This is a genomic window from Micromonospora sp. NPDC048930 (assembly GCF_043197935.1).
GTDB lineage: Bacteria > Actinomycetota > Actinomycetes > Mycobacteriales > Micromonosporaceae > Micromonospora.
The window spans coordinates 99,361-125,072 of the sequence record NZ_JBICUB010000009.1; the positions used below are offsets into that span (position 1 = coordinate 99,361).

Below are 25,712 nucleotides of genomic sequence, written 5' to 3' on the forward strand. Positions count from 1 at the left end.
AGTCGTTCAGCCTCGCCGACTAGGGTGCTCGCAGACACTCATTCGCAGCGAGGGAGAAGCAGATGGCGGGTCGACTCGCGGTCGTCGGTGCCGGGCTGATGGGCTCGGGTATCGCCCAGGTGGCGGCGCAGGCGGGCTGGCAGGTGACGCTGCGGGACCTGGACGACGCGGCCACCAAGCGGGGCGTCGACGGCATCCGGAAGTCGCTGGAGAAGTTCGCCGAGAAGGGGAAGATCGAGGCCGGCGAGGTCGAGGCGACCCTGGCCCGGATCACCCCGACGACCGAGCTGGAGGCGGCGGCCGACGCGGACATCGTGGTCGAGGCGGTCTTCGAGAAGATCGAGATCAAGCACGAGGTGTTCCGCGCGCTGGACAAGATCTGCAAGGCCGACGCGGTGCTGGCGACCAACACCTCGGCCATCCCGGTCACCCAGATCGCCACCGCGACCGAGCGCCCGGAGTCGGTCGTCGGCACCCACTTCTTCTCGCCGGTGCCGATGATGAAGCTCTGCGAGCTGGTCCGCGGCTACAAGACCAGCGACGCGACCCTGGCGACCGCGAAGGCGTTCGCCGAGGAGATCGGCAAGACCGTCGTGGTGGTCAACCGGGACATCGCCGGCTTCGTCACGACCCGGCTGATCTGCGCGCTGGCCATGGAGGCGGTCAAGCTGGTCGAGTCCGGGGTGATCTCGGCCGAGGACCTGGACACCGCCTGCAAGCTGGGCTTCGGCCACGCCATGGGCCCGCTGGCCACGGTCGACCTGACCGGCGTGGACGTGCTGCTGAACGCCACGAAGAACATCTACACCGACACCGCCGACGAGAAGTTCTTCCCGCCGGAGCTGCTCCAGCGCATGGCGACCGCCGGCGACCTGGGCCGCAAGACCGGCCAGGGCTTCTACTCCTACTGACCGGTCCCGGGCCCTGCGGCACACCGTGTCGTAGGGCCCGTCCGCGCTCATCCCTGGGCGGGCACCTGCGGCTGGCTCGACAGCCCCCACAGCTCCCCGATCCGCCCGCCGGCGACGGTGAACATCTCCAGCATGGTGGCCGCGGAGCCGTCGGCGAAGCCGGCAACCTCCGTCCGGGTGGCGACCCGCTCTCCGTCGGTCACCAGGTCCAGCAGCCGTACCTCGATCCGGGGATGGTGGGCCCACATGCGCTGCCAGGCGTCCCGCACGCACTCCGGGCCCGTGGCCTGGAGCGGGTGGCTGCGGAAGTCGTCGGTGAAGAGCTCGCCGGTTGCCGCCGCGTCCCGGCGGTTGAAGGCGTCGTACATCCGTTCGGCGATGAGCCGTCCCTCGTCCATGCCGGGAAGCATGCCAGCGCACACCGACACCGGGCGGTGACGGCGCGGGGGATCAGGTTGCCCGGAGCGGGGTGAGGGCCGCGCCCAGCAGGGCGAACGCCTCCGGGATGACGCCGCCCCAGTAGGCGAAGCTGTGCCGGCCGTCGGTCCACGCGGCGCGGGCCGGCGGCTCCGGCAGCGCCCGGGCCAGCGCGCGGACGTCCCTGAGGAAGTTGTCCTGCCGGCCGCACCAGAGCCCGACCGGGGCGCCGCGCAGCTTCCCGACTCCGGCGAAGACCTCGTCACCGGGGCGTACGGCGGGGGAGAAGGCGGCCACCGCGCGGAGCCACCCCGGGTACGCCTCGGCGAGCAGCAGCGCCCCCGCGCCCCCGGTCGACCAGCCCCAGGCGGCCAGCCGGCTGCTGTCGAAGCCGCGCCGGGCGCACCAGGTGGGCACCTCCTCGCGCAGCATCCGGCGCGGATCGTCCTCCCGGCCGGGCTGCCACAGCCGGGTGCCGGTGGCCGCGGCGAGCACGAAGGGCGGGGTGCCGCGGCGTACCGCGTCGGTCAGGTAGCGGGCCAGCCCGAGCCGGCCGAAATCCCGGGGCGTGGCCGAGGCGCCGTGCAGCACCAGGCAGACCGGCAGGCCACGGCCGTCGCCGTACCCCTCCGGCACCGCGGTCCAGAAGTCCACCTCGCGGCCCCGAGCGCCGGAGGCGATGCGGATCAGCCGCTCGTCACCGGCCGGCACGTCCGGCCCGGCGGGGCCCGACTCGGCGTGGGTGAGCTGCCGGGCGGCGAGCCCGCCGACCAGCCCGGCACCGGCCACCCCGGCGGCCGCGGTCAGCAGCGTGCGCCGGGTCAGCAGGTGAGCCATGCCGGCGAGTGTGCCACCTGCGGTGTCAGGAAGGGTCCCCTGTTATGCACCAGGCGTTAACAGGGGGCCCTTCCTTGCGCGTCAGCCGTCGCGCTTGGTGGTCCAGCGGAAGGTGGTCAGGCAGAGCACCAGGCCGATCACGCACCAGAGCCCGAGCACCAGGGCGACCCGGCCCAGCTCGAACGAACCTGCGGGCTCCTGCCCGCCGAAGCTGTCCGGCAGGAAGACCGAGCGGAGCCCCTGGCACATCCACTTCAGCGGGAAGAGCGCGGCGACCTGCTGCATCCAGCTCGGCAGGCTGGTGAAGACGAAGAACACCCCGGAGATGAACTGGAGGACCAGCGCCACCGGGGTGACCACCGCCGAGCCGCTGCGCGCGGTACGGGCCAGCGAGGAGATGGCGATGCCGCACAGGGTGCAGGCGGTGACGCCGAGGACCGCCACCCAGCCGAAGGTGGCCCACTTGGCGGCGGTGTCGGGCAGCTTCAGGTCGAACAGCGCCGCCGAGACGGCGAGCAGCAGCGCGGTCTCGACGATCCCGATGGCGACCACCATGATCACCTTGCCGGCGAACCAGACCCACTTCGGCATCGGGGTGCCCCGGTAGCGCTTGAGCACGCCCCGGTCCCGCTCGATCGGGATCCAGATGCCGAGGTTCTGGAAGCTCACCGTCATCAGGCCGGTCGCGATCATGCCGGTGATGAAGTACTGCGTGTAGCTGACGCCGGGCGCGATCTCGTCGTCGAAGATGGCGGCGAAGATCAGGATCATGATGATCGGGAAGCCCATCGTGAAGACGACGGACTCCCGGCTGCGCAGGAACTGGGTGATCTCCAGCCGCCCCTGGCGCAGCGCCAGGGTGCCCGCCCCGAGCCGCCGGGCCGGTGCGGCGGCGACCGGGGCCGCCGGCTTCGTCGTGGTCGTCATCAGTGTCCGATCATCCGCAGGTAGACGTCTTCCAGGGTCGGCCGCGTCACGGTGAGGCCGGGGATCTCGCCGCCGAAGCGCGCGGCCAGCTCCGCCACCAGCGCCGTCGGCGTCGCGGTCGCCGCCTTCTCCAGGGCCCCGTCCGGCGTACGCCAGGAGACCGTCGCCAGCGCCTCCTGGCGGTTGCCGAGCCGGTTCGGCGGGGCCACCTCGACCACGCGGCCGGCGGCGATCACGCCCACCCGGTCGGCGAGCGCCTCGGCCTCGTCCAGGTAGTGCGTGGTGAGCACGATGGTGGTGCCGGCCGCGGCCAGGTCCCGGATCAGCTCCCAGAACTCCCGCCGGGCCTCCGGGTCGAAGCCGGTGGTCGGCTCGTCGAGGAAGAGCAGCTCGGGGCGGCCGATGATGCCCAGCGCCACGTCGAGCCGGCGCTTCTGCCCGCCGGAGAGGGTGTGCGTACGGGCCTTGGCCTTGGCGCCCAGCCCGACCCGCTCGATCACCTTCGCCGGGTCGTCGGCGTCGGGGTAAAAGCCGGAGAAGTGCCGGACCACCTCGGCGACGGTCAGCTCGTCGAACTCGCCGGTGCCCTGGAGCACGATGCCGACCCGGGAGCGCCAGCCGGGGTCCGGGTGGGCCGGGTCGGCGCCGAGCACGCGTACCTCGCCGGCGTCGCGCTGCCGGTAGCCCTCCAGGATCTCCACCGTGGTGGTCTTGCCGGCGCCGTTCGGCCCGAGCAGGGCGAACACCTCGCCCCGGTGGACGTCGAGGTCGACGCCGGCCACCGCGAGGTTGTCCCCGTACGCCTTGCGCAGTCCCCGTACGGAGATCGCGAGCTGGTCATCCATGACGTCCAGTGTGCGACTGCGTCGCACCGGGTGGCGGGCCGGGGTGTGGTGGTGTCGGCCATGTCGCGCCGCTCGTGCCCGTCGGTCCACTCCATGGACCTGTGTGGTTTTCCACAGCCCGTTTTACTGAACGGTAACTTAGACTCCGGCCATGGACGAGAAGGCTCCCTCGGGGCGGCTGCCGGAGCGCGACCGGCCCTGGGTGATGCGCACCTACGCCGGGCACTCCTCCGCCGCGGCCACCAACGCGCTCTTCCGCCGCAACCTGGCGAAGGGGCAGACCGGTCTCTCCGTCGCCTTCGACCTGCCCACCCAGACCGGGTACGACCCGGACCACGAGCTGGCCACCGGCGAGGTGGGCCGCGTGGGCGTCCCGGTGGCACACCTCGGCGACATGCGGGCCCTCTTCGACGGCATCCCGCTCGCCGAGATGAACACCTCGATGACCATCAACGCGCCGGCCATGTGGCTGCTCGGCCTCTACGGCACGGTCGCCGCCGAGCAGGGCGCCGAGCTGGCCCGCTGCGCCGGCACCACGCAGAACGACATCATCAAGGAGTACCTGTCCCGGGGGACGTACATCTTCCCGCCGGCGGCGTCGCTGCGGCTGACCGCGGACGTCATCGCGTACACGCTGCGTGAGATGCCGAAGTGGAACCCGGTCAACATCTGCTCGTACCACCTCCAGGAGGCCGGCGCGACGCCGGTGCAGGAGGTCGGCTTCGCGCTCGCCACCGCCGTCGCCGTGCTCGACGCGGTCCGGGACTCCGGCCAGGTGCCCGCCGAGCGGATGGGCGATGTCGTCCAGCGGATCTCCTTCTTCGTCAACGCGGGGGTGCGCTTCGTCGAGGAGATCGCCAAGATGCGCGCGTTCGGCGCGCTCTGGGACGAGATCACCCGCGACCGGTACGGCGTGACCAACCCGAAACAGCGCCGCTTCCGGTACGGCGTACAGGTCAACTCGCTCGGCCTCACCGAGGCCCAGCCGGAGAACAACATCCAGCGCATCGTGCTGGAGATGCTCGGCGTCACCCTCAGCCGGGACGCCCGGGCCCGCGCGGTTCAGCTTCCCGCCTGGAACGAGGCGCTCGGCCTGCCCCGCCCGTGGGATCAGCAGTGGTCGCTGCGCATGCAGCAGGTGCTGGCGTACGAGTCGGACCTGCTGGAGTACCCGGACCTGTTCGAGGGCTCGCACGTGATGACCGCGCTGGTCGACGACATCGTCGCGGGCGCCCGGGTCGAGCTGGAGAAGGTGCTGGAGATGGGCGGCGTGGTGGCCGCCGTGGAGACCGGCTACCTGAAGAGCGCCCTGGTCGCCTCGCTCGCCGACCGCCGCCGGCGGATGGAGGCCGGCACCGACGTGGTGGTCGGGGTCAACAGGTTCACCGAGACCGAGCCGTCGCCGTTGACCGCGGCCGGCGCCGAGGCGGTCGAGCAGGTCGACCCGGCGGTCGAGGCGGCCGCCGCCGACGCCGTACGCGAGTGGCGGGCCGGCCGGGACGCGGCGGCCGTGGAGGCGGCACTGGCCCGGCTCCGCGCGGACGCCGCGACCACGACGAACCTGATGCCGGCGACGCTGGCGTGCGTGCGGGCCGGGGTCACCACCGGCGAGTGGGCCGGCGCGCTGCGCCAGGTCTTCGGTGAGTACCGGGCCCCGACGGGCCTCGCGGGCGCGGCCGGAGCCGGCGGCGACGCGGGCCTCGCGGCGGTCCGGGAGCGGGTCGCCGCCACCGCCCGGGAGCTGGGCAGCGGCCGGCTGCGGCTGCTGGTCGGCAAGCCCGGCCTGGACGGGCACTCCAACGGCGCCGAGCAGATCGCGGTACGCGCCCGCGACGCCGGCTTCGAGGTGGTGTACCAGGGCATCCGGCTGACCGCCGGGCAGATCGTGGCCGCCGCCGTCGAGGAGGACGTGGACCTGGTCGGCCTGTCGGTGCTCTCCGGCTCGCACCTGGCCGCCGTGCCGGCCGTGCTGGACGGGCTGCGGGCCGCCGGGCGCGGCGACCTGCCCGTGGTGGTCGGCGGGATCATCCCCACCGGCGACGCGGACGCGCTGCGGGCCGCCGGGGTGGCCCGGGTCTTCACCCCGAAGGACTTCGCGCTGACCGGCATCATCGATGAGTTGGTCACCGTGATCCGCGAGGCCAACGACCTGTCGTGACGCGCGTCGGGCCCGCCGTCGACGGGCCCGACGCGTCAACGGCTCACGTACGTCTGGCAGTCGGCCAGGTCCGTCCGGGGGCCGACGGTGATCGCCGGGGCGTGGCACTCCAGGTCGGAGTTGTGCTGGCAGTCCGCCCGGCTGCAGGCTCCGACCTGGGCGTTGATCTGCTCGATGCCGCCGCGTACGGGCAGCTCCACGAAGGTGTGGCAGTGCGCGTGGTCGCTGCTGCCGATCGTGATGGCGAAGGCGTGGCAGTCGTTGGTGTGGTTGTAGGCGCAGGATCTGACGCTGCACTCCTGGACCTGGGGCATCTGCATCGCTGCGGTCATGGCGGCGACCCTCCTTGGACGTCTGAGCCGATTTTAGGCATTTGGTCCATTCGTCTTGTTGGCTTTGCGTCTCTGCGCGGTCGGCCTTGTCGGTGGTCGCCCTTGTCGGGTGTGGCCCGCCGTGCCCGACTCCGGGCGGTCAGGCTTGATCCCTGCGCCGGTCACGGCGGGCCACACCCGCGTCGTGGTGCCGCACCGTCCGTCCCTGCGGCCGCCAGGGCCCGGGTTTGGTGTACGTCGGCCGTCCCGGTATCCCGCCCTGCGTGGCCCAGGATCACGGGGGCGGGGAGCAGCCCGCCGATGGCCGGCGGAGCCGTGGTCGCGCGCCCACCGGGGTCACCGAGTCGACTGCGATGATCGACTCGGCATGCGGCACACCATGGATGTCACCGGAGCCCGGAGACCTCCATGACGTTCCAGCCATCGACGCCGGCCTGATGCGGCAATCGGACAACGGGCACATAACCCACCTGCCCTTCCGTCGGGGCCGCTTGATCCACTCCACATGCCCGCAGGGCGGCCTGTCCGACAGCCCAGCCGCTACGACAGTTCCACTGACCCCGCCGGGTGCTGCCCTGAGCGCGCCGGCTGGGTGGTGTGTCCGGTTTGGGGGTGTGGTCGGCGGCATCCTGGGGCCGGAATGGTGGGCGGGCGGGGGGCGTTGAATCCCGTGAACGGCTGAGGAAGAGCACCCCGCGCGGCGGGGTGACGGGCCCGGAATGATGGTGGGTCGCCGGTCGTTACACATGGTCCCGGCGCCGCGAAGAGGCCACGCCCCGCGAGCCGGATCCCCCCAAAGACTTTCCCCCCTTTTGAGCGCCTGACGTGGTGCTTGCGTGCGTGCCGACCCCCATCGGCGTGTGTGCGCCAACCCCCGAATGGAGCTTCTCGTGAACACGATCATTCGTAAGAGCGTGCTTGGTATTGCTGGTCTGGCGTTCGCCGGTGGTCTGGCCGCCGGTCCGCTGAACCACCACGAGGCCACCCCGGCCACCGCGCTGACCCCGGTCGCGGCCGTCCAGGCCGACAAGCCGGACGCCAGCAAGCTGATCCCGCATGGTGTGCAGGGCGCGCAGTCGCGGATCGACCTGAACGACGAGCAGGTCGCGAACGCGAAGGCGATCATCGCCGCGACGAAGAAGGCGGGTCTGCCGGAGCGGGCCGCGGTGATCTCGATCGCCACCAGCCTGCAGGAGTCGAAGCTGGAGAACCTGGGCCACCTCGGCGACAAGAACGACCACGACTCGCTGGGCCTGTTCCAGCAGCGCCCGTCCTCGGGTTGGGGCACTCCGGAGCAGATCACCGACCCCGAGTACTCGACCCTGGCGTTCCTGAAGGGTCTGAAGCAGGTCGACGGGTGGCAGGACATGCCGCTGACCGAGGCCGCCCAGACCGTGCAGGTCTCGGCCTACCCGGACGCCTACGCCCAGTGGGAGCAGCAGGCCGCCGACATCGTCGCCCAGCACTGGAACAGCTGAGCCCCACAACAGCTGACCCAGACAGCTGATCCGACAGAAGAGCTAACGCCGCTGGCCGGCACCCCGAGACAGAGGGTGCCGGCCAGCGGCGTTTCTGCGTACCCGAGCGGAACGGTGACGCACGAACGGACCAGGCCCACGACGAGGCTGGGGGCGAGGGTGACCGGCGCAGGGATCAAGCCTGACCGCCCGGAGCCGGTCACCCTCGCCCCCAGCCCACCAGCGCAACCAGCCAATCAGCCCCAGCCCGGAGCCCAGCCCGACCAGACCCGAGCAAGCAGCAGGATCAGACCCGGAACCCGGCGGCCCGAGCCGCCGCCCGTTCCCGGCGCCGGTCCTTGCGCCGACGCAGCAACCAGAAGAGGAACACCACGAGGCCGAGCAGGAAGGCCAGCACCAGCACCGGCAGCAGGATCGCCACCACCGACATGATGGCGCTGGTCGCGTCCTCGGCGGTGCTGGCGACCGGGGCGCCGAAGCCGGCGGTGGTCGCGTTGATGACCGGGCGGGCCGCCGCCTTGAGCAGGTGCACACCGAGCGCGATCAGCACGCCGACGACGACCGGCACCCACTGGTGCGAGGAGAAGAAGGTGTCCGGGTCGCTCACGGTCACGGTCTGCGAGCTGGAGCCGGCGCCGAAGGCCAGGCCGCCCGCGGTCGGCCGGACCACCGTCTGCACCACGTCGTTGACGTGGTCCACCACCGGCACCTTGTCGGCGACCACCTCGACGGCGAGCAGCACGGCGAGGATCAGGACGACCCAGCCGTTGCCCAGCCACTGCCAGCCGCTGGGCAGGTCGACCAGGTCGGTGTAGCGCGCCAACAGACCCATCAGGAGCAGCGGGATGTAGGCGTTCAGGCCGGCCGAGGCGGCGAGGCCGGAACCGGTGAGGACTTCGAGCACGATCTCAATATCGCACCGGTACGCCAGTGGCGCTCGTCGGCGACGGCCGGGTGCTCGGCTACCCTCGTCGGGTGCGGTTGGTGATTGCGAAGTGCTCGGTGGACTACGTCGGACGGCTCTCGGCACACCTGCCGTTGGCGACCCGGCTGCTCATGGTCAAGGCGGACGGCTCGGTGTCGATCCACGCGGACGACCGGGCGTACAAGCCGCTGAACTGGATGAGCCCGCCGTGCCGGTTGGAGGAGGCCCCCGGCGTGTGGCGGGTGGTCAACAAGGCCGGTGAGGAGCTGCGGATCACCCTGGAGGAGATCTTCCAGGACACCTCGTACGAGCTGGGCGTCGACCCGGGCCTGCGCAAGGACGGCGTCGAGGCGCACCTGCAGGAGTTGCTCGCCGCCAACCCGGAGACCCTGGGCGAGGGCTTCACGCTGGTCCGCCGGGAGTACATGACCGCGATCGGCCCGGTCGACCTGCTGTGCCGGGACGCCAACCAGGGCGCGGTCGCCGTCGAGGTGAAGCGGCGCGGCGAGATCGACGGAGTGGAGCAGCTCACCCGGTACCTGGAGCTGATGAACCGCGACCCGCTGCTCGCCCCGGTCACCGGTGTCTTCGCCGCGCAGGAGATCAAGCCGCAGGCCCGGGTCCTCGCCACCGACCGTGGCATCCGCTGCGTGGTGGTCGACTACGACAAGCTGCGCGGCATCGAGCGCGACGAGCTGACCCTCTTCTGAGCTGCGGCGTTTCGCTGCCGGTCAGCGGCCCCGCCCGTACATCAGCTTGGCGGCCTTGACCAGGCGGGCGACGTCCGCCGGGGTGCGCTCGAAGGTCATCGCCGGCAGCAGCGAGCGGGCCCGGCGGCGGGTGATGGACTTGGCCCGGCCGAACTCGCGCAGCCCGTCCTCGCCGTGGATCCGGCCGAACCCGGAGTCGCCGACGCCGCCGAACGGCAGGGTGGACATCCCGGCGAAGGTGAGCGTCGAGTTGACGGAAGCCATTCCGGACCGCAGGCGCCGCGCGATGGCCACCGCCCGCTTCCGGCCGAAGACCGAACCCCCGAGGCCGTACGGGAGGGCGTTGGCCCGCTCGACGGCCTCGTCCGCGTCGCGGACGCGGTTGACGGTCAGCGTCGGCCCGAAGGTCTCCTCGCGGACCGCCGCCGAGTCCTCCGGCACGTCCACCAGCACGGTCGGGTGGACGTACGGGGGCTTGACCGCGTCCGGGCCGCCGAGCACCGCCCGGCCGCCGCGCGCCACCCCGTCCTCGATGTGCCGGCGGATGATGTCGAGCTGCGACGGCATGGTGATCGGGCCGATGTCGGCGCCGTCCGGGCCCACGGTCAGCCGGCCGGCCTTCGTCACCACCTTGTCGACGAAGGCGTCGAAGACCTGGTCGACGGCGTAGACCCGCTCGATGCCGATGCAGGTCTGGCCCGCGTTGGTCAGCGCGCCCCAGACGCAGGCCTCGGCCGCCGCGTCCAGGTCCGCGTCGGCGTCCACGATCATCGCGTCCTTGCCGCCCGCCTCCAGCAGCACCGGGGTCAGCGTCTCGGCGCAGGCGGCCATCACCTTCCTGCCGGTGCGGGTGGAGCCGGTGAAGGCCAGCTTGCCCACCCCGGCCCGGCACAGCGCCGCGCCCACGTCGCCGAGGCCGTGCACCGCCTGGAACACCGGCTGCTCGGGGACCACCTCGGTGAAGCGGTCCACCAGCCACTGCCCGACGGCCGGGGTGTACTCGCTCGGCTTGAACACCACGGCGTTCCCCGCCGCGAGCGCGTACGCCACGGAGCCGATCGGGGTGAAGACCGGATAGTTCCACGGGCCGATCACGCCGACCACCCCGTACGGCTGGTATTCCAGGTGGCCGGTGAACTCGGCCAGGATCAGCCGGGTGCGGACCCGGCGGGGCCCGAGCACCCGCCGCGCGTTGCGGGCCGCCCAGTCGATGTGCTCCAGCGCGGTGAGGATCTCGACGACGGCGTCCGCGACCGGCTTGCCGCCCTCGGTGTGCACCAGCTCGGCCAGCTCCTCGATCCGGCGGGCGATCACGCGCCGCCAGCGCAGCAGCCGCTCCCGCCGACCGCTGAAGCCGAGCCCGGCCCACCAGTCGCCGGCGACGCGGGCGCGGGCCACCGCGTCCCGCACGTCCGCCTCGGTCGCCACCGGGAGCCGCCCGGCCTCGGCGCCGGTCGCCGGGCTGGTGGACACCAGCCGGCCGTCCTCGATGATCGGGGTCCCCGGGACATGCACAGCCGTCATGGCCGAAGTCTAGACCTGAACGTTACTCATGGGTAGGTGCGTCGTTGGCCTGGTGGGATCGACGGACGTTCCCGGCGGTGGGGAACCGGCGCCGCCCGCCGAACCGGCGAACGGTAGGTGACCGCCCAGGGTTGCGGCGGTGACCACGCGGTGGTGGAGGCGGATACGGTGAGGTGGCACGCTGACCCGGGGGCGATGGTGGGGCGGAGGGGCGAGACGTCCATGGAGGAGCACCCGGAGCTGATGCCGCTGCTGACCGTGACCGGCGGGCCGATGCGGGGACTGAGTTTCCGGATCGGCCGGACTCCGCAGGTGATCGGCCGGGCGCCGACCGCCGACATCGTGCTCTCCGACCCGCACCTCAGCCGGCGGCACGCCACGGTCCGGTTGACCACCGAAGGGGTGTCGCTGACCGACCTCGGCTCGACGAACGGCAGCTGGCTCCACGACCGGCGGGTCACCGGCAGCGTCCAGCTCACGGACGGCGACCTGGTCCGGCTCGGCCGTACCGAACTGCGCTTCTTCGACCCGGGGGTGGCCCGGACCGACCCGGTGGGGCTGCACTTCGGGAGGCCGCGCCGGGACCAGCGGCCCACCCTGCCGCTGCCGGTGCCACCGCCCCGGGAGCCGGCGGAACCGCGCACCGGCGTCGTGCCGCTCCCGGCCGACGTCCGCCGCTGACCACGTCCGGCGACATCCGCCGGCGCCCCGGAGTGGGGGTCGCCCACATGGACCGGGCCGGCCCGACGTGCCAGCATGCGCGGATGGAGAGCGCGCGGCACACGGTCCAGGCCAACGGCATCACCCAGGCGGTACGGGTGGCCGGTCCGCCGGACGGCGTACCCGTGCTGCTGGTGCACGGCAACTGCTCGTCGGCCGCGTTCTGGGAGCCGCTGCTGCCCCGGCTGCCCGGCACCCTCCGCGTGGTCGCCCCCGACCTGCGCGGGTACGGCGACTCGCAGACCGCACCGGTCGACGCCACCCGGGGCCTCGGCGACTTCGCCGACGACGTGGCCGCCCTGCTCGACGCCCCCGGACTGTTCGCCCCCGACGCCCGGCCGGTGGTCGTCGGGCACTCGCTCGGTGGCGGGGTGGCGATGCGGCTGCTGATCGACCACCCCGAACGGGTGGCCGGCCTGCTGCTGGCGGCGCCCGTGTCGCCGTACGGCTTCGGCGGCACCCGGGACCTCGACGGCACGCCCACCACGCCCGACTTCGCCGGCACCGGCGCCGGCACGGCGAACGCCGACTTCGTGGCCCGGCTGGCCGCCGGGGACCGGGGCACCGACGCCCCGACCAGCCCGCGCAACGTGCTGCGGTCCGCGTACGTGGCCGACCCCGCGTCGCTCGGCGCGGACGAGGAGCTGCTGCTGGACAGCCTGCTCAGCACCGCCACCGGGGACGACAACTACCCGGGCACCGCGGTCGCCTCCCCGCACTGGCCCGGCACCGCGGCGGGGGAGCGCGGGGTGCTCAACGCGCTGGCGCCCGCCTGGTTCCGGGTCGCCGACGAGATGGTCGCCGTCCCGGTCAAGCCGCCGGTGACCTGGGTACGCGGCGACGCCGACGTGATCGTCTCGGACACCTCGCTGTTCGACCTGGCCTACCTGGGGTCGCTGGGCGTGGTGCCCGGCTGGCCGGGGGCGGCGGACTGCCCGCCGCAGCCGATGATCGGGCAGACCCGGGCGGTGCTGGACCGGTACGCGGCGGCGGGCGGGACGTACCGGGAGGTGACGCTGCCGGGCTGCGGCCACAGCCCGCACCTGGAGCGGCCCGCCGAGTTCGTCGCCGAACTGCTGGCCCTCGCGGGGGTGCCCGCCGGGGTCTGACCGACGCGGTGCGTGAAATATCCCACGGCGTCTCGACAACGCAGCGTCACGTGGCAGACTCCGGCGCATAACCTTAGCGGCCGTTCATCTCGGCAACGGCGGAGTCAAAAGGGGAGGCCGGTCGTGGCGCGCGAGTTCACCAGTGTGGGTGTGGTGGGTCTGGGCACCATGGGTGCCGGCATCGTCGAGGTCTTCGCCCGCAACGGCATCGACGTGGTGGCCGTGGAGATCTCCGAGTCCGCCCTGGAGCGCGGCCGGGCCACCCTCACCGGCTCGACCGACCGCGCAGTGGCCAAGGGCAAGCTCGCCGAGGCCGACCGGGACGCCCTGCTGAGCCGGGTCGACTTCCAGGTCGGCCTGGACGCGCTGCACTCGGTGGACCTGGTGATCGAGGCGGTGCCCGAGCACCTGGACCTGAAGCAGCGGATCTTCGCCGAGCTGGACCGGGTCTGCAAGCCCGAGGCCATCCTGGCCACCAACACCTCCTCGCTGAGCGTCACCGAGATCTCGGTCGCCACCACCCGGCCCAACCAGGTCATCGGCATCCACTTCTTCAACCCGGCCCCGGTCATGAAGCTGGTCGAGGTGGTCCGCACGGTGGTCACCTCCGCCGACGTCGTGTCCGACGTGGAGGCGCTCTGCGAGCGGCTCGGCAAGGTCGACGTGACCATCAACGACCGGGCCGGCTTCATCGCCAACGCGCTGCTCTTCGGCTACCTGAACCACGCGGTGGGCATGTTCGAGGCGCGGTACGCCACCCGCGAGGACATCGACGCCGCGATGAAGCTCGGTTGTGGCCTGCCGATGGGCCCGCTCGCGCTGATGGACCTGATCGGCCTGGACACCGCGTACGAGATCCTGGACACCATGTACCGGCGCGGCGGCCGGGACCGCCGGCACGCCCCGGTGCCGCTGATCAAGCAGATGGTCACCGCCGGGCTGCTCGGCCGGAAGTCCGGCCGCGGCTTCTACACCTACGAGCGGCCGGGCTCCCCGGTGGTCGTACCCGACGAGCAGACGCCGGTGGCCGCAGGCGCCGCGCTCACCGACGGCGCCCGGGTGATCGCCAAGGTCGGCGTGGTCGGCTCCGGGACCATGGCCACCGGCATCATCGAGGTCTTCGCCAAGGCCGGGTACGAGGTCATCTCGGTGACCCGGGGCGCGGAGAAGTCCGCCAAGGTCTGCGAGGCGGTCAAGACCTCGCTGAACAAGGGCGTGGTCCGGGGCAAGCTCAGCGAGGAGGACCGGGACGCCGCGCTCGGCCGGGTCACCTGGTCGGCCACCCTGGACCACCTCGCCGACGTCGACCTGGTGGTCGAGGCGGTGGTGGAGGAGCTGAGCGTCAAGAAGGCCCTGTTCGCCAGCCTCGACGAGATCTGCAAGCCGGGGGTGGTGCTCGCCACCACCACCTCGTCGCTGCCGGTGATCGACGTGGCGATGGCCACCCAGCGCCCGGCCGACGTGATCGGCCTGCACTTCTTCAACCCCGCGCCGATCATGCCGCTGGTGGAGATCGTGCAGACCATCCGCACCTCGGCGGAGACCGCCGCCACCGCCCGCGCGGTCTGCGCGGCGCTGGGCAAGACCGGCGTGGTCTGCGGTGACCGGTCCGGCTTCATCGTCAACGCGCTGCTCTTCCCGTACCTGAACGACGCGGTGAAGATGCTGGAGGCCAGTTACTCGACCGCCGACGACATCGACCACGCGATGAAGCTCGGCTGCGGCTACCCGATGGGCCCGTTCGAGCTGCTGGACGTGGTCGGGCTGGACGTGTCGCTGGCCATCCAGCGGGAGCTCTACCTGGAGCTGCGCGAGCCGGGCTTCGCCCCCGCGCCGCTGCTGGAGCACCTGGTCACCGCCGGCTACCTGGGCCGCAAGAGCGGCCGTGGCTTCCGCGACCACACCAACCGCTGACCCGGGTCAACACCAGGCGCCGGTGACGGCGTCTTGAGGGTGTGACCTTCGAGGAGTACGTCGGCAGCCGCGGGCCGGCAGAGGTGGCCGGGGTTCCGTGCGCCGGGGGTGTTACGTCACCCCCGGCAGTGATAGGTGCGTAGGTGGTAGATCGCTGCCCGGCCCTGCCCGTCGTCCAGCTCTGAGAGCGTCAGGTCTTCGGGGCGAACGCTGATCTTGTGCCCCGGCCCGCTACCGCTGTCGATCCAAACCCACGCCTGTCCGTCCTTGGGTAGCTCACGCGGGCCGACCACCATGGCGCCCGTAGCTGGGAACTCGGCCACCTTGGCCCCCTTCTCTCGACCGATCCCCCCGCTAAGTGCCCAGGGCGCTTATGTCCAGGCAAGGATCCGGAAAACGCCAACCATTGCACCCTGCGAGTTGGCCAAAGTCAAGGCTAGAAGATTGGCCAAACATGGGGATATGTGAGTTGGCCTAGCATCTGACCAGGGACGATGGCCAAGTGGCAGACCTGGAGGCGTCGGTACGGAAGCTCCGCGCGGCCCAAGCTGGCGTGCCTCGTGCGGAGGAGCGGGCCGCCCGGCTCATCTCCGAGGCCCGAGCCCGGGTGGACGCGGCGCGTGCCGAACTGGCCGAGGCGATCCGCGCCGAGGCGGCGGCCGGGACGCGGCAGGTGGACATCGTGGCGGTCACCGGCTACTCGCGCGAGCGCATCCGGCAGATCATCCGGGACGGGGAGGCGTGACCGCTTCGCACGTCCCGGTCCCCGCTGGCGCTTGACGGAAGCCTGGGACTGAGCGGGGCGCATCGGCCGGACGTCCGGCGCGGGCCGGTCCGGCCGGCGGCCCGTACGCTTGGTGACCGTGAGCCCCCGTCGCAACCGTCCCCGCCGGGACGAGACCACCCACCTGGACTCCGAGCGGGCCCGCCAGGGCGTGCCGACCGTCCAGCAGTGGCGCGACGGCGACTGGCAGGTACGCGGGATCAGCGGCGGGGCGTCGGTGAAGACGTACCGCTGCCCCGGCTGCGACCAGGAGATCCGCCCCGGGGTGGCGCACGTGGTGGCCTGGCCGGCCGACGACCGGGGCGACCTGACCGACCGGCGGCACTGGCACAGCGGCTGCTGGCGGGCCCGGGACCGGCGCGGGCCGAACCTCCAGCGCGGCCGGAGCGCCCCCCGGTACGGCTGAGCGATCTGGATCACCCTGTTTCCGCCCGGGCGGGCGGCGCCGGCGGCGGCGCGGGAGACTGGATCGGTGAGCACACCGATCCGTGCGTCGTCGATCCTGCCCGGCCGCCGGGAGGACATCGAGCTGCACACCGCCGACGGCCTGACGCTGGTCGGTGAGCTGGCCCGCCCGCTGGACCGGGAGCCGGCCGGCACCCTGGTCTGCCTGCACCCGCTGCCCACCCATGGCGGGATGATGGACAGCCACGTGTTCCGCAAGGCGGCCTGGCGGCTGCCCGCGCTGGCCGACCTGGCCGTGCTCCGGTTCAACACCCGGGGCACCAGCAGCATCCGCGGCACCAGCGAGGGGACCTTCGACAACGCCGTCGGCGAGCGCTTCGACGTGGCCGCCGCCATCGAGTACGCCGAGTTCCACGAGCTGCCCGACATCTGGCTGGTCGGCTGGTCGTTCGGCACCGACCTGGCGTTGAAGTACGGCTGCGACCCGGCGGTGGCCGGCGCGATCCTGCTCTCCCCGCCCCTGCGCTACTCCGGGCCCGAGGACCTGGCCGTCTGGGCCGAGTCGGGCCGGCCGCTCACCGCCCTGGTGCCGGAATTCGACGACTACCTGCGCCCGGAGGAGGCCCGGCAGCGCTTCGCGGCCGTGCCGCAGGCCGAGGTGGTCGGGGTGTCCGGCGCCAAGCACCTCTGGGTCGGCGACGCGGAGCGGGTGCTCGACGAGATCGTCAGCCGGGTCAACCCGGCCGTGCCGGTGCCGCTGCCGACCACCTGGGACGGCCCGGTGGAGACCGGCGACGTCAGCGCGTACGCCGACCGGACCGTGGCCTCCTTCGCGGACACCCCGGTCCCCGGCCCACAGCAGCGGCAGGCGGGCTGACCCTCAGCGGGACTCCTGGCGGGGCAGGACCACCTCGCGGAGGATGAGCTGGAGGGCGGCCACCGTCGGGATGGCGATCAGCGCGCCGACCACGCCCAGCAGCGACACCCCGAGCAGCGCGGCGAGCAACGCGGCCACCTCGTTGACCGAGACCGCCCGGCGCATGATCTTCGGGTAGATGAGGTAGTTCTCCACCTGCTGGTAGACCAGGAAGAAGACCAGGCAGGCGATCCCGACCGGCAGGTCGGTGGCGAGGCCGACCAGGGTCACCACCACCGCGCCCAGGGTCGCCCCGATCTGCGGGATGAGGTCGGTCACCGCGACCACGACGGCCAGCGCGAACGGGTAGGGCAGGCCGACCGCGAGCGCGAAGACGAACGTGCTCGCCCCGGCCAGCACCGCGATGGCCAGCGCCCCCACCATGTACGCGCCGACCCGGTTCAGGATCTCGTCGCCGATCAGCCGGACCCGCTCCCGGCGCGAGCGGGGCACCAGCGCGTACCCGAGGTCGCGCAGCCGGTCGAAGTACGCCAGGAAGTAGATCGTCAGCACCAGCACGGTCAGCGCCCGGAAGATGGTGCCGAAGATCAGCTGTGCTCCGCCCAGCACGCCGCCGAGCGCCCGGCCGATGTTGTCCGGGTTCACCGCCTCCTGGACCCGGTGCACCACGTCGTACCGGACGACGAGGTCGTTGACGGTGGGGTTGCGGCGCAGCTCCTCGACGTACCCGGGGAGCTGCTGGATGAACTGCCCGGACTGGGTCACCACCGGCGGTACCAGGGCCAGCAGGCCGCCCACGATCAGCAGCACCACGGTCAGCGCCACCACCGCGACCGCCAGCCCGTGCGGCAGTCCCCAGCCGCGGAGCCGGACCACCGCCGGGTGCAGGCCGACCGCGAGGAAGAGCGCGATCACCACCAGCACCAGGATGCCGGCGGAGTTGCGGACGCCCAGGAAGACCGCGTACGCCAGGAACACGCCGAGCGCCCCGGTGAAGCCGACCAGGAAGCTGCTGCGCCGCAGCGGCTTCCCTGGTACGCCGAACCGACCGCTCGGCTCGAACTCCGTCGGCTCGGTCAGTTCGTCGATGCCGCCCGCCGTGCGACCGCCGGCCCGCGCCGCCCCGGCCTCGCCCCCGGCACCGGCCTCGCCCGCGGCCCCGGCTTGGGCCTCGTCCTCGACCTCGGCGACGGCTTCGGCCCTGGGCTCGGGCTCGGGACGCAGCGCGTCCAGGGGGTCCTCGTCCTCCGGCCGCACCTCGCCCGACGGCCCGTTCTGCGTCACGCGACCTCCCCCGGGACTGCGCTCCGGCGTCCCGGACGCCGGAGCGCCTGATCTCCTGCCCGGAGGGTAGCCGCAGCATCCGCCCACCGGCCATCCCTTCCGAGGCTCCCGGCTTCGGCCCGGTCGTCCCCGCCGGCACGAGCCTTGGGCGGCGGGATGACATCCCGCTCCGTGGAGGCTACGAACGTGATGACGGAGACGATTCGGCCGACCTGAGCCGTCCACGTCATCACGTTGGTAGCGGCCGTCCGGCTCAATGGTGGGCGGGCTGGCCGGCGGTGGCCCGGGGGCTCGGCCGTGAGCGGCGCGCCGGTCGCGATCGAAGTGGGCGGGGGCGGACAGTGGTCCGACCCGGCCCTCCGCCGGTGATGCCGCGCGGCGTCGGTCGCCTGGCTCATGCGCCTGCCGGGTCGTCCTTCTGGGCCGTGCGGGCACCGGCCACCTGGCCGCCGGCGGCGGCACCGACGGTCCGGCTTCCGGTGCCGTCAGTCCTTTTCGACCGTGACCGTGCTCGGCTTGGCGCTGCGCTCGTCGGTGGTCGGCTTGGTCGGGCGCTTGCCGTTCTCACCGGTGCTGGTGATCTTCGTGGGGGTGGCGCCCCGGCCACCCTCGCCCGGCACGGCCGCCACGGTCGGCTCGCCGTCCACCCCCTCGGTGGCGGTGCCACCGTCCACCGTGGTGACCGGCTCGGCGACCGGCCGGGCCGTCCCGGCGTCCGCGCCGGACTCGGTCTCCGCCGCCGGTTCGACCCTCGTCGTCGCCGGCTCGGTGGCCGTCGCCGGTCCGCTGCCGTTGGGAGAGACGCTCGCGCTGCCCCGGGCGGTCACCGGTGCGGTGCCCTTCCCGCCGGCGCCCGTCGCGGCGGCGCCCTTCCCGCCGGTACCCGTCGGGGCCGCGTCCTGCCGGGTCTTCGGCGCGGGCCCGACGTCGCCGCCGGCCTCGGCCGCCAGCTCGTCGGGATCCACCGGCGTGGCGGTGAGCCCGGCCGCCGTGCCCGCGATCCGCAGCTCGGCGAGCCGGCGCTGCAGGTCGTCGGACTCCTGCCGGACCTTCCAGGTCTCGGTGCGCAGGTCGGCCAGCTCCTGCTGGGCCTGGGCGATCTCCAGCATCACCTGGGCGAGCTGCTGTCGGCCGGCGGCCACCTCCTGCTGGGTGGCGGCCAGGTGCTGCTGCGTGGTGGCCAGGTGCTGCTGGGTGGTTGCCGCGTACTCCTCGAACTGGCGGCGGGAGGCGGCGACGTGCTCGTCGGCCTTGCGGCGCCGGTCGGCGGCTTCCGTCTCGGTCCGCTTCAGCAGCTCGGTGGCCTCCTCCTCGGCCCGCCGGCGCATGGTCAGCGCGTCCTGCTCGGCCGCCTGCCGGATCGTGGCGGCTCCCTGCTCGACCTCCTGGCGTCGAGCGGCGTACACCTTCTCCAGCTCGTCCTGCCGCTTCTTGTGCTGCCTGTCGAGCTCGTCGCGGCGCTTGGCGTAGTCCTGCTCGGCGGCGGCGCGGCGCTGGGCCAGCTCCTTTTCGACCGCTTCCCGCTGGGCGTTGACCTCCTGCTCGACGCCGGCCCGCCAGGCGCCCAGCTCCTGTTGCGTCTGGGCCCGGGCCTGCTGGACGTACTCCTCGGTCTCGGTGCGCATCCGCTGCACGTACGCGTCGACCTCGGCGCGGTTGCGCTTGCCGGACTCGGCGGCCTCGCTGGTGAGCCGGTTGGCCTCGGTCCGTGCCCGGCTGCGGGTGGCCTTCGCCGCCTCCTCCGCGTCGTCGACGATCTTCTTGGCCTCGGCGAGCGCCTTGGCGTGGGTGGCCCGGCCGGCCTCGGCCGCGGACTCGGTGAGCCGCTTCGCTTCCTGCTGCGCCTTGGCGTGCATCTCCTTGGCCGCCTCGCGGAGCTGGGTGGCCTCCTGCTGGGCCTTGGCCAGGGCCTCCTTCGCCGTCTCGCGCAGCCGGGTGGCCTCCTGCTGGGCCCGGGTGTGGATCTCCTTGGCGGTGTCCCGGAGCTGGGTCGCCTCCTGCTGCGCCGTGGCGAGCGCCTCCTGGGCGGTACGGCGCAGCCGGGCGGACTCCTCCTTGGCCGCCTTGAGCGTGGCCTCCGCCTCGGCCTTGCGGCTGGCGGTGTGCCGCTCCTCCTCGGCCCGGCGGGCGGCGAGGGCGATCTCGAAGTCCTTCAGCGCCTGAGCGGCCTGCTCCCGGGCCTCCTCGATGATGTGCTCGGCGGCGGCCCGGCGGGCCTCGATCTCCTCGTTGGCGGCGGCGAGGATGTCGTCCGCCTGCTCCTCGGCCATGGTGAGGATCTGTTCGACGCGCGGACCGAGGTGCCGGAAGGAGGCCCGGTCGACCACACCCACCTGCTTGCGCACCTGGGCGAGGTCCCGCTGCAGCACCTCCACCTGGCCGGCCAGCTTGTGGATCTGCGTGTACGCCTGCTCCCGCTCGCCCGTGAGCGCCGCGATCTCGTGCTCGGCGCGAGCCACGTACCGGTCGACCTGCCGTTTGTCGTAACCCCGCAGCGCGGACTCGAAGCTGGGCTCCGTGGTCACATCCCCGCCGAGCGCGAACAGTTCCTCGCCGTGCGACATGCCCCCATCCTCACACGCATCCGGCTCTGCTGGGGCGATACGGACGCCCCTGTTGGGACCTACTTCACGGAGGTGGCGAAACGGGCCGGAAAGCATGACGGCGCGGGGTGGCACCGGTCACCCGGTGTCACCCCGCGCCGCGGCTCATGCCCCGTTGCGGGTGGTGGTGGTCAGCTGGCCGACTCGGCGGTGACCTTCTCCTCGGCGTCGTCGGACTTGGCCGCCGCCGGCTTGGCGCCGGCCGCCGGCACGCCGGGGACGATGCCGGCGAGACCGGAGAGCATCTGCCCGAGCTGGGCGGTGACCGCTTCCTTCTGCCGGGTGAGGTCCTCGACCTCGCGGCGGGCCGCCTGCGTGGTCAGCTCGGCCTCGGTGCGGGCCTCGGTCAGCAGGCGCTGCGCCTCGGCCTTCGCCTCGTTCAGCGTCTTCTCGGCCAGCGCCTTGGCCTTGTCGACCGTCTCGTTGGCGGTGCGCTCGGACTCGACCCGGCGGGCCTCGGCCCGCTGCTCGATCTCCTTGGCCCGCTCGTGGGCGGCCCGGGCCCGCTGCTCGGCCTCGCTGACCAGCTTCTGGGTCTGCGCCACCTGGGCGGCGTGCCGCTCCGACTCCTCGCGCTCGGCCTTCTCCCGCCGCTCGGCGATCTGGAGCTCCAGGGCCTGCAGGTCCTTGTCCCGCTTGTCGCGGGCGTCGGTGAGCAGCTTGGTGGCCTCGGCGCGCTTCTCCTCGGCCTCCCGGGCGGCCTTCGCCCGCTGCTGGGTGATCTCCCGCTCGGCGGTGGCCCGCAGCGTGGCGACCTCACGCTCGACGGTGGACTTCAGCTCGGCCACCTCGTGCGCGGTGACCGTACGCAGCTGCTTGGTCTCCCGCTCGGCGTCGGCGCGCAGGGTGTCGGCCTCGCGGCGGGCCTGCACCCGGACCTCGGCGGCCTCGCGCTCGGCGGCGGTGCGGACGCTGCCCGCCTCCCGCTCGGCGGTGGCCTTCATCGCAGCGGCCTCGGCGCGCGCCTTGTCGGTGATCTCCCGCGCCTCCAGGCGGGCGGCGGAGAGGATGCCCTCCGACTCCCGCTTGGCCTCGTTGCGGTGGTCGTTGGCCTGCTCCTCGGCGAGCCGGAGGATCTGCTCGACGCGGGTGCCCAGACCGGACAGGGTCGGCCGGCTGTTCTCCTCGAGCTGCTTGTTGGTGTCGGCGAGCTTCTGCTCGAGCGCGCCCTGCCGCTGCTCGGCCTGGCGGAGCCGACGCTGCGCGTCGTTCATCCGCTGCTCGGCCTCGGCGCGGGCCTGCTCGGACTGGGTCAGCGCGGCGGTCAGGCGGCCGATGAAGTCGTCGACCTGACCGGTGTTGTAACCGCGCAGGCCAACGGTGAAATCGGGCTGCGAGTTCGCGTTATCGAAGAACGCAAGAGGGGAGGACTGCTGCTGGGGCATTGGGACATACTCGCAGACTCCCCAGGGTGCTTCGCAAGAGCGGTCCGGCACCTTTCGTGTCCTCATTACATGGTCAACCGGCCGGCCCGGCGGGACCGGACCAAACGGCGATCTTGGCAGCTCCCGGGCGCGCCCGGCGGCACCCGAGCAGAGCACGAAAAGGGCCGCGGGCGGATGGCCCGCGACCCTTTGTCGTACGGCAATCGAATGGCGTCCCAGCGGGACAGAAACGCGTTACGGGACCACCCTTTGGCCGTGCCGGGATCACCCGGACGGTCAGTGACCGCGGAACCGGTTGATCGCCGTTTCGTGCCGGGCCCGCAGCTCGGCGTCCCGGACGCCGAGGCCGTCGGACGGGGCGAGGCAGCGCACCCCGACCTTGCCCTGGTGCGCGTTGCGGTGCACCTCGTACGCGGCCTGGCCGGTCTGCTCCAGCGGGTAGGTCCTGGACACGGTCGGGTGCACCTTGCCCAGCGCCACCAGGCGGTTGGCCTGCCACGCCTCGTGGTAGTTGGCGAAGTGGCTGCCGACGATCCGCTTGAGGTGCATCCAGAGGTAGCGGTTGTCGTACTGGTGCTGGAAGCCGCTGGTGGAGGCGCAGGTGACCACGGTGCCGCCGCGCTTGGCGACGTAGACGCTGGCGCCGAAGGTCTCCCGGCCGGGGTGCTCGAAGACGATGTCCGGGTCCTCGCCGCCGGTCAGCTCCCGGATCCGCTCGCCGAAGCGGCGCCACTCGTCCGGGTCCTGCGTCTCCTCGTCCTTCCAGAACCGGAAGCCCTCGGCGGCCCGGTCGATGACCAGCTCGGCGCCCATCCGCCGGCACAGCTCGGCCTTCTCCGGCGAGGAGACCACGCAGACCGGGATCGCCCCGCCGTTGAGCGCCATCTGGGTGGCGTAGCCGCCCAGGCCGCCGGAGGCGCCCCAGATCAGCACCACGTCGCCCTGCTTCATGTTCGCCCCGTGGTGCGAGACGAGCTGCCGGTACGCGGTGGAGTTGACCAGCCCGGGGCTGGCCGCCTCCTCCCAGCTCAGGTGGCGGGGCTTGGGCATCAGCTGGTTGGCCTTGACCACGGCCAGCTCGGCCAGGCCGCCGAAGTTGGTCTCGAAGCCCCAGATCCGCTGCTGCGGGTCGAGCATCGTGTCGTCGTGGCCGGCGGCGTCCTCCAGCTCGACCGATAGGCAGTGCGCGACCACCTCGTCGCCGGCCTTCCACCGGGTCACCCCCGGCCCGGTCCGCAGCACCACGCCGGCCGCGTCCGACCCCACCACGTGGTACGGCAGGTCGTGCCGGCGGGTCAGCTCGGAGAGCCGGCCGTACCGCTGGAGGAACCGGAAGGTGGGCAGCGGCTCGAAGATGCTGGTCCAGACGGTGTTGTAGTTGATCGCGCTGGCCATCACCGCGACCAGCGCCTCGCCTGGGCCGAGCTCCGGGGTGGGCACCTCCTGGAGGTGCAGCGCCTTGCGGGGGTCCTTGTCCCGGGTGGCCATGCCGTCGAACATCCGGGTGTCCTCGGCGCGGACCACCACACCCCGGTAGCTCTCCGGTACCGGCAGGCCGGCGAGGCCGGCGAGTTCCCGCTCCGGCTGCGCGGAGCCCTCCGCCGCCATGATCGCTTCGAGGATGTCCTGCACGGTGACCTCCCGTTCGTTGCGCACCCGCACCGGGGCGGGCAGGGGTGCTGCCATCGTCGGCGCCGGTGCGACGGGACCGCCATGTCGGCAATCGACACATCCGGCACCGGTCGCGCTCCTGTGGGGCCGGACGTTACTGAACGGTAGCTAGGGCCGGAAGTCCTGTGTGAAAAACTGCATCGGCCGATGCGTGGAGGTGTCCGTGGGAACGTTGCACCGCGCATCGCCGCGCTCGTTCCCAGCTCATGGGACGCCGTCCCGCCTGCGAGCGCGGGCGGGACGGCGCAGCTCAGTGGCGTTCGGCGGCCGGCTCGACCAGCTCGACCAGGACCCCGCCGGCGTCCTTCGGGTGGACGAAGTTGATCCGCGAGTCGGCGGTGCCCCGCTTCGGGGTCTCGTAGAGCAGGCGGACGCCGCGCTCGCGCAGCGCCGCGCAGGCCGCGTCGATGTCCGTCACCGTGTACGCCACCTGCTGCACCCCCGGCCCGTTGCGGTCCAGGAACTTCGCGATCGTCGAGCTCGGCGAGAGCGGGGCGAGCAGCTGCACGCAGCCGCCCTCGGTGGTCGGGCCGACCGCCAGCATCGCCTCGCGTACGCCCTGTTCCTCGTTGGTCTCGGTGTGCACGCAGCGCATCCCGAAGGTGCGCTGGTAGAAGTCGATCGCGGCGTCCAGGTCGGCCACGGCGATCCCGACGTGGTCGATGCGGCGCAGGCCGATGTCTGTGACATGGTCGGCAGCGGGCTCGACAGGGGAGTTCTCAGCCATGGCGCCAGTCTGGCCGAACAGTCGTTAAGGCGTACAGGTCGGCAATCTCACGCCGCCGCATCGGGCCACGCCCGAACCTCTCCGCCCGGACCTCGGCCGAACGGGCTACCCCGAACGAGGTCACCGGGCCGGCATCCGCCGTACACCCGATCCGGCGGCCGGCGGCGCCCCGATCGTCGCGCTGGACGGACGATGCCCGGCGCAGCGGGTTGCGAGCACGATTCGAGACAGGCACGCCACCAGCAATGATCGCCCCCGGCCGGCGCTCGCGGCCCGGCCTGGAGGCCTCGATCGGACTCGGGGAGGTCCGAGCCGTGCGCACGGTACGGAGAAGGCGCGGCAACGCACCGGACACCACAGGGTCCGGCGTCCCGGATCCGGGGTGCTCGGCATGACGCTGGAGCAGTGGGCGGCAGCCGGCGTCGTGCTGGGCGTGATCCTCAGCGCGCTGACCCTGGCCGTGATGGTGAGCCGGCCGCTGCGCCGCCTGGCCCGGCAGAACGAGGAGTTCCGGCAGGACTGGTACGGGGTGCCGGCCAGGCCGGGTCACGACGCCGTCCCGGGGGTGCCGGAGCGGTTGCGGCGGCTCGAGAGGGAGCTGCACCCGAACGGAGGCGGGACGCTGCGGGACGCGGTCGACGAGGCGGAGAGCCGTCTCAAGGAGGTGGAGAGCCGCCTCGACGACCACCTCAGATCGCCCCATGGCCGGTCGTCCCGTGGCTGACCTCATCGATCGTTCGGCATATGCGAACCCGGACGGGACGCGGTTGATCTGCAACTTGCAACCGGTGAAGAGTACGGATGGTGAGTTCACTGTCACGCCCCGTCGCTGCCATCTGGATCCCCTCCCACGTCGACCCGATCGAACCCCACCTCATGGTCTGCCTGGACTACGCGCGGCGGTGCCGCTACGACCTCCTCGGAATCGTCACCACGGCACCGTGGGACGAGGTCAGGCAGATGATGATCGACGGCACCGTCGACGTCGTGGTGGTGGCCGAACGAGAGCACCTCCCGCCGGACCGGACCCCGCGGATCGAGGTGGCCGCCCGGGGGGTCCACCCGTCGCCGGCGTCGTCGCCCCGGGGTCCGGTGCCGCCGCGCCGGCGCCGCCCCTGGGAGGGCTGAACCGCGCGGCCCGGGTAAGGCATGCCGCGTGATTCCGGGCC

Annotated in this window: 24 protein-coding genes; 12 read left to right on the top strand and 12 right to left on the bottom strand. The window is 72.6% G+C overall.

Annotated features, from left to right (window positions below):
* Positions 1-62: 62 nt before the first annotated feature.
* Positions 63-911, top strand: a complete 849-nt coding sequence (locus ACGFI9_RS23525) for a 3-hydroxyacyl-CoA dehydrogenase family protein (RefSeq protein ID WP_393180946.1) — start codon at positions 63-65, stop codon at positions 909-911.
* Between the two features lie 47 nt (positions 912-958).
* On the opposite strand, the gene ACGFI9_RS23530 is transcribed toward ACGFI9_RS23525, so the two are convergent.
* The 4 genes from ACGFI9_RS23530 to ACGFI9_RS23545 form a co-directional block, all read right to left on the bottom strand.
* Positions 959-1,309 carry a nuclear transport factor 2 family protein gene (locus ACGFI9_RS23530; protein ID WP_393180948.1) on the bottom strand — a complete coding sequence of 117 codons (351 nt, stop codon included), beginning with the start codon at positions 1,307-1,309 and terminating at the stop codon, positions 959-961.
* Positions 1,310-1,361: 52 nt separating this feature from the next.
* The gene (locus tag ACGFI9_RS23535) at positions 1,362-2,165 is read right to left on the bottom strand and encodes an alpha/beta hydrolase-fold protein (RefSeq protein WP_393180950.1); all 804 of its coding nucleotides are present in this window, start codon (positions 2,163-2,165) and stop codon (positions 1,362-1,364) included.
* An 81-nt stretch (positions 2,166-2,246) separates the two neighbouring features.
* Positions 2,247-3,092 (bottom strand): ABC transporter permease, encoded by an 846-nt coding sequence (locus ACGFI9_RS23540; RefSeq protein WP_393180952.1) that lies wholly within the window; start codon positions 3,090-3,092, stop codon positions 2,247-2,249.
* Positions 3,092-3,937 carry an ABC transporter ATP-binding protein gene (locus ACGFI9_RS23545; protein WP_393180954.1) on the bottom strand — a complete coding sequence of 282 codons (846 nt, stop codon included), beginning with the start codon at positions 3,935-3,937 and terminating at the stop codon, positions 3,092-3,094. The genes ACGFI9_RS23540 and ACGFI9_RS23545 overlap by 1 nt, the downstream gene beginning before the upstream one ends.
* A gap of 151 nt (positions 3,938-4,088) precedes the next feature.
* On the opposite strand from ACGFI9_RS23545, the gene ACGFI9_RS23550 reads away from it, so the two are divergent.
* Positions 4,089-6,095 (top strand): protein meaA, encoded by a 2,007-nt coding sequence (locus ACGFI9_RS23550; RefSeq protein ID WP_393180956.1) that lies wholly within the window; start codon positions 4,089-4,091, stop codon positions 6,093-6,095.
* Between the two features lie 35 nt (positions 6,096-6,130).
* Here ACGFI9_RS23550 and ACGFI9_RS23555 read toward each other — a convergent pair whose 3' ends face one another.
* The gene (locus ACGFI9_RS23555; RefSeq protein ID WP_393180958.1) at positions 6,131-6,427 is read right to left on the bottom strand and encodes a DUF1540 domain-containing protein; all 297 of its coding nucleotides are present in this window, start codon (positions 6,425-6,427) and stop codon (positions 6,131-6,133) included.
* Between the two features lie 890 nt (positions 6,428-7,317).
* On the opposite strand from ACGFI9_RS23555, the gene ACGFI9_RS23560 reads away from it, so the two are divergent.
* Complete coding sequence (locus tag ACGFI9_RS23560) at positions 7,318-7,905, top strand: hypothetical protein (RefSeq protein WP_393180960.1); 588 nt, start codon at positions 7,318-7,320, stop codon at positions 7,903-7,905.
* Positions 7,906-8,191: 286 nt separating this feature from the next.
* On the opposite strand, the gene ACGFI9_RS23565 is transcribed toward ACGFI9_RS23560, so the two are convergent.
* A complete protein-coding gene (locus ACGFI9_RS23565; RefSeq protein ID WP_393180962.1) occupies positions 8,192-8,809 on the bottom strand; it encodes a DUF4126 domain-containing protein in 618 nt (205 codons plus the stop codon).
* A gap of 71 nt (positions 8,810-8,880) precedes the next feature.
* Here ACGFI9_RS23565 and nucS point away from each other — a divergent pair, with 71 nt between their 5' ends.
* Complete coding sequence (gene nucS / locus ACGFI9_RS23570) at positions 8,881-9,540, top strand: endonuclease NucS (RefSeq protein WP_091103562.1); 660 nt, start codon at positions 8,881-8,883, stop codon at positions 9,538-9,540.
* A gap of 21 nt (positions 9,541-9,561) precedes the next feature.
* Here nucS and ACGFI9_RS23575 read toward each other — a convergent pair whose 3' ends face one another.
* Entirely contained in the window at positions 9,562-11,064 is a 1,503-nt protein-coding gene (locus ACGFI9_RS23575; protein ID WP_393180964.1) for an aldehyde dehydrogenase family protein, read from the bottom strand.
* 222 nt (positions 11,065-11,286) lie between these two features.
* Between ACGFI9_RS23575 and ACGFI9_RS23580 the strand changes: the two genes are divergently transcribed.
* The 6 genes from ACGFI9_RS23580 (at position 11,287) to ACGFI9_RS23605 (ending at position 16,873) form a co-directional block, all read left to right on the top strand.
* Complete coding sequence (locus tag ACGFI9_RS23580; protein WP_393180966.1) at positions 11,287-11,745, top strand: FHA domain-containing protein; 459 nt, start codon at positions 11,287-11,289, stop codon at positions 11,743-11,745.
* Positions 11,746-11,828: 83 nt separating this feature from the next.
* Positions 11,829-12,893 (top strand): alpha/beta fold hydrolase, encoded by a 1,065-nt coding sequence (locus tag ACGFI9_RS23585; protein WP_393180968.1) that lies wholly within the window; start codon positions 11,829-11,831, stop codon positions 12,891-12,893.
* 123 nt (positions 12,894-13,016) lie between these two features.
* Complete coding sequence (locus ACGFI9_RS23590; RefSeq protein WP_393180970.1) at positions 13,017-14,807, top strand: 3-hydroxyacyl-CoA dehydrogenase family protein; 1,791 nt, start codon at positions 13,017-13,019, stop codon at positions 14,805-14,807.
* A 502-nt stretch (positions 14,808-15,309) separates the two neighbouring features.
* Positions 15,310-15,552, top strand: a complete 243-nt coding sequence (locus ACGFI9_RS23595; protein WP_393180972.1) for a hypothetical protein — start codon at positions 15,310-15,312, stop codon at positions 15,550-15,552.
* Between the two features lie 118 nt (positions 15,553-15,670).
* A complete protein-coding gene (locus tag ACGFI9_RS23600; protein WP_393180974.1) occupies positions 15,671-15,997 on the top strand; it encodes a hypothetical protein in 327 nt (108 codons plus the stop codon).
* A 66-nt stretch (positions 15,998-16,063) separates the two neighbouring features.
* Positions 16,064-16,873 carry an alpha/beta hydrolase gene (locus ACGFI9_RS23605; RefSeq protein ID WP_393180976.1) on the top strand — a complete coding sequence of 270 codons (810 nt, stop codon included), beginning with the start codon at positions 16,064-16,066 and terminating at the stop codon, positions 16,871-16,873.
* A gap of 3 nt (positions 16,874-16,876) precedes the next feature.
* Here ACGFI9_RS23605 and ACGFI9_RS23610 read toward each other — a convergent pair whose 3' ends face one another.
* The 5 genes from ACGFI9_RS23610 to mce form a co-directional block, all read right to left on the bottom strand.
* Positions 16,877-17,962 carry an AI-2E family transporter gene (locus ACGFI9_RS23610; protein WP_393181251.1) on the bottom strand — a complete coding sequence of 362 codons (1,086 nt, stop codon included), beginning with the start codon at positions 17,960-17,962 and terminating at the stop codon, positions 16,877-16,879.
* A gap of 680 nt (positions 17,963-18,642) precedes the next feature.
* Positions 18,643-20,721, bottom strand: a complete 2,079-nt coding sequence (locus ACGFI9_RS23615) for a hypothetical protein (protein WP_393180978.1) — start codon at positions 20,719-20,721, stop codon at positions 18,643-18,645.
* Between the two features lie 170 nt (positions 20,722-20,891).
* Positions 20,892-22,145 (bottom strand): DivIVA domain-containing protein, encoded by a 1,254-nt coding sequence (locus tag ACGFI9_RS23620; protein ID WP_393180980.1) that lies wholly within the window; start codon positions 22,143-22,145, stop codon positions 20,892-20,894.
* A 276-nt stretch (positions 22,146-22,421) separates the two neighbouring features.
* Positions 22,422-23,777 carry a crotonyl-CoA carboxylase/reductase gene (gene ccrA, locus ACGFI9_RS23625; RefSeq protein ID WP_393181253.1) on the bottom strand — a complete coding sequence of 452 codons (1,356 nt, stop codon included), beginning with the start codon at positions 23,775-23,777 and terminating at the stop codon, positions 22,422-22,424.
* Between the two features lie 289 nt (positions 23,778-24,066).
* Complete coding sequence (mce, locus tag ACGFI9_RS23630) at positions 24,067-24,543, bottom strand: methylmalonyl-CoA epimerase (protein ID WP_393180982.1); 477 nt, start codon at positions 24,541-24,543, stop codon at positions 24,067-24,069.
* 391 nt (positions 24,544-24,934) lie between these two features.
* Between mce and ACGFI9_RS23635 the strand changes: the two genes are divergently transcribed.
* On the top strand, positions 24,935-25,267 hold the full coding sequence (locus tag ACGFI9_RS23635) for a hypothetical protein (protein WP_393180984.1): 333 nt from the start codon (positions 24,935-24,937) through the stop codon (positions 25,265-25,267).
* Positions 25,268-25,347: 80 nt separating this feature from the next.
* Complete coding sequence (locus ACGFI9_RS23640) at positions 25,348-25,671, top strand: hypothetical protein (RefSeq protein WP_393180986.1); 324 nt, start codon at positions 25,348-25,350, stop codon at positions 25,669-25,671.
* Positions 25,672-25,712 lie beyond the last annotated feature (41 nt).